Origin of the sequence: Trebonia sp., from assembly GCF_030042015.1 — a bacterium.
Classification (GTDB): domain Bacteria; phylum Actinomycetota; class Actinomycetes; order Streptosporangiales; family Streptosporangiaceae; genus Trebonia.
Window position 1 is genome coordinate 1 of sequence record NZ_JASIAL010000120.1, and the last position, 3,729, is coordinate 3,729.

5 protein-coding genes are annotated in these 3,729 nt (G+C 70.7%); all 5 read left to right on the forward strand.

The features are described 5' to 3' along the window. Positions 1-875: site-specific DNA-methyltransferase (locus Q1N79_RS06015; RefSeq protein WP_300605414.1), on the forward strand; the 875-nt coding region annotated here is incomplete at its 5' end. 7 nt (positions 876-882) lie between these two features. Beyond that, positions 883-1,041 (forward strand): hypothetical protein, encoded by a 159-nt coding sequence (locus Q1N79_RS06020; protein WP_300605416.1) that lies wholly within the window; start codon positions 883-885, stop codon positions 1,039-1,041. A 251-nt stretch (positions 1,042-1,292) separates the two neighbouring features. Further along, the gene (locus tag Q1N79_RS06025; protein WP_300605418.1) at positions 1,293-1,868 is read left to right on the forward strand and encodes a YqgE/AlgH family protein; all 576 of its coding nucleotides are present in this window, start codon (positions 1,293-1,295) and stop codon (positions 1,866-1,868) included. 62 nt (positions 1,869-1,930) lie between these two features. After that, positions 1,931-2,194 carry a DUF3039 domain-containing protein gene (locus tag Q1N79_RS06030; protein ID WP_300605420.1) on the forward strand — a complete coding sequence of 88 codons (264 nt, stop codon included), beginning with the start codon at positions 1,931-1,933 and terminating at the stop codon, positions 2,192-2,194. Beyond that, positions 2,191-3,729, forward strand: a 1,539-nt coding sequence (locus Q1N79_RS06035) for a DEAD/DEAH box helicase (protein ID WP_300605422.1), incomplete at its 3' end; no start/stop codon positions are given. The genes Q1N79_RS06030 and Q1N79_RS06035, both read left to right, overlap by 4 nt.

Below are 3,729 nucleotides of genomic sequence, written 5' to 3' on the forward strand. Positions count from 1 at the left end.
CGGAGACGCTGGAGACCCTCCTGCGGGAGGGACAGACGTGGGGTGACAGCGCAGAATGGCTCCCGGCGCTCCCCTCGGAGTCAGTCGACCTGTGGTTCACCAGCCCCCCGTATGCCGACGCCCGCGCCTACAGCCGCATCCACCCGGACCGCTACGTGGACTGGTTCCTGCCCTACGGCAAGCTCATGCTCGAAGCCACCGCGGAGACCGGCTGGCTCGTGCTGAACATCAAGAACCGGGTGGCGAAGGACGGGCCGCTGCGCGGGCAGCGGCACCCGTACGTCTACCAGCTCGTGCTTGCCCTGCAGCAGCAGGGGTGGCGCTGGCTTGAGACCTACGTCTGGCACAAGCCCAACGCGGTCCCCGGCAGGTTCGGCCCCCGCACCAAGGACAGCTTCGAGTACGTCTACGCGTTCGCCAAGGGACCGAAGCCGTACTTCGACCTCGGCGCGGTCCGGGTGCCCTACAAGACCACGCCGGAAGAGATCGAGCGCCGCAAGCTCGACACGCTGGGCCGCCGCAACACCAGCGCGGGATTCGGCCGGGATCGTACGACGACATACCTGCACGGAGGGGCCGATCCTGGCAACGTTGTCTCCGTGCCGCAAACCTACAACCAGTACTACGGCGCGGGCGGCCACACCGCCGCGATGCCCGAGGGCCTGGCCGAGTTCTTCATCAAGGCGTGCTGCCCCGAGCAGGGAACGGTGCTGGACCCGTTCGCCGGATCCGGTACGACCGCGGTGGCCGCCCGGCGGCTGGGCCGGAGGGCCGGGGGCCTGGACATACACCGCGGGTTTGTCGCAGCTGCGCACGAGCGGCTCCGCAGTGGCGTGCCAGACGGCGTTCCGGTCCTTATTGACGTCGAACGCTAACGCGGCCATGCCCACGCCGCACCAGACCGTGGACATTATCTGGACCGCGTCCACCTGGGATCAGCGAGTCGCCCGCGTCCGGCAGATCCCGCAGCACCACGGCACCGATCAGCACGCGGCCATCTACGCTGACATCGCGCACCACCTTGCAAGCATGCTCGTATAGGACTTGCGGCTTAGGATTGTGCGCGGGGAACGGCCTTGTGCACGCAGGTACAAGCTCGAAGCCGGTCCAGGCCATGGCCCAGTCAGTGGTGAGAGGGATTTGCGGGATGTCGAGCACGGTTGGTCTCCCGTGTGGCGGGGTGGTTCGACGGTCCCTAGCTGCTACCGTGTCGTCAGTAACTTTCCTCGCGACGCCCCCTGGCTATGTTTTGCCTGGTCAGGGGCCTGGACGTCGCCGCTAACATGGACCACATGGGTTCGGATCCGAAGGCCGGCAGACTGCTCGTCGCGACGCCGCTGCTCGGGGATCCGAACTTCCGGCGCGCCGTTGTCCTCATCGTGGAACACGAGGCCGTGGAGGGGACCCTCGGCGTCGTGCTGAACCGGCCGACAAAGGTCGGCGTGGGCCAGGTGCTCGAACAGTGGACGGAACTGGCCACGCGGCCCTCGGTGGTGTTCCGGGGCGGCCCGGTGGCGCCGAACAGCGCGCTGGCCCTCGCCCTCGTCCCCGGCAAGGATGAGCCGCTCGGCTGGCGGGCGCTCGACGGTGCCCCCGCACTGGCCCGCCTCGGCCTGCTTGACCTGGACGCACCGCCGCGGCTGCTCGCGCCCGCGATCCAGTCGCTGCGCGTCTACGCGGGCTACGCCGGCTGGTCGCCCGGGCAGCTGCAAGCCGAGATCGACGAGGGTGCCTGGTACGTCGTGGGCGCCGAGCCAGGCGACGTGTTCGCCGCCGAGCCGGAGCAGCTATGGCGCACCGTGCTGCGCCGCCAGGAAGGCGACCTCGCCTTCCTGGCCACCTATCCCGACGACCCGGGCCTCAACTGACGCCCGGCCCGCCGGCCCGCCGGCCCGCCCGCCCCGCCCGCGAGACGGTAAGCTAGGGGATCGTGAGCACCGAGGTAATGCCAGACAGCGACGTGCGCGTCCACGAGGACGTCCGGGTCGATACTTCGCATGGCGATCACGAGCGCTTCGCGCACTACGTCGACAAGAACGAGATGATGCAGAGCGCCGTGTTCGGCACTCCCATCCGCGCGCTATGCGGCAAGGTTTGGGTACCGAGCCGGGACCCGCAGAAATTCCCCGTCTGCCCGGAGTGCAAGGAAATTTACGAGTCGCTGCCGCCAGGCGACGACAACGGCGCGGAGTGAGCGTCAGGGAAGAGACGCCACGGCTCGTTCTGGATAATGGCCTTTCTTTTCTCCGTGGCTGGCAGAAAGCTGCTTACGAAGAGTATTTTGGCGCTGCGCGGCGTGATTTCCTGTTGGTAGCGACGCCTGGCGCGGGCAAGACGACGTACGCGCTCGCCGTGGCCGTGCGATTGCTCGCCCAGCGCGAGGTCGCCGCCGTCACTGTTGTCACGCCGACCGAGCACCTCAAGCACCAGTGGGCACGCGCCGCGGCGCGCTTCGGGATCGCGATCGACCCCGCGTACCGGAACGCGCAAGGGCCGGCGGGCGCCGGCTTCCATGGGGTGGCGGTGACCTACGCGCAGGTGGCCGCGCATCCCGCCCTGCACGGGGGGCGCACGCGCAGCCGGCGCACGCTGGTCATCTTCGACGAGATCCACCATGCGGGCGACGCGTTGTCCTGGGGTGACGCGATACGGGAGGCGTTCGAGCCCGCCAGGCGGCGGCTCGCGCTGACCGGGACGCCGTTCCGCAGCGACGCGAACCCCATCCCCTTCGTCGGGTACGTGCCCGAGCCGGACGGGGCGCCTGGGGCCAGGCGGTCCGCGTCCGACTGGGTGTACGGGTACGGTCCGGCGCTGGCGGACGGGGTGGTGCGGCCGGTGATCTTCCTCGCCTACTCCGGCCGGATGCACTGGCGGACGAGGGCGGGTGACGAGCTGACCGCCATGCTGGGCACGCCCATGACCGCCGACCAGGTGGCGCAGGCGTGGCGGACCGCGCTCGACCCGGCGGGGGAGTGGATCCACCGCGTGCTCGAGGCTGCCGACCGGCGGCTCACCGAGGTCAGGCGGGCCATGCCCGACGCGGGCGGGCTGGTGATCGCCAGCGACCACGAGACCGCGCGGGCGTACGCCGCGCTGCTGCGCCGGATCAGCGGGTCGCGGCCCGTCGTCGTGCTGTCGGACGACCCGGGCGCGAGCAGGAAGATCTCCGCCTTCGCCGATTCGGCCGACCGCTGGATGGTCGCGGTGCGGATGGTGTCCGAGGGAGTGGACGTCCCGCGGCTCGCGGTCGGCGTGTTCGCGGCCAGCGTGTCCACGGCCTTGTTCTTCGCCCAGGCGGTGGGCCGGTTCGTGCGCGCCAGGCAGCGCGGGGAGACTGCCTCGGTGTTCCTGCCCTCGGTTCCGGTGCTGCTCGGCTTCGCCGCCGAGCTCGAGGCCGAACGCGACCACGTGATACCCGCGCTGCCGCGTGACTCAGCAGCGGAGCTCGCGGAGGCTGCCCGCACCAGGGACGCGCCGGACGGCGACCTCGACGGCCAGGCCTTCGAGGCCCTGGCGGCCTCGGCGACGTTCGACCGGGTGCTGTACGACGGCGGCGAGTTCGGCACCGCAACGGAGCCGGGCTCGCCGGAAGAGCAGGACTACCTGGGGCTGCCCGGCCTGCTTGAGCCGGACCAGGTGGCGCTGCTGCTGCGCAAGCGGCAGGCAGCCCAGCTCGCCGCGCGGTCCGCCGCGCTGGCGGCCGACCAGCGCCGCGCCGCCGCCGCACCG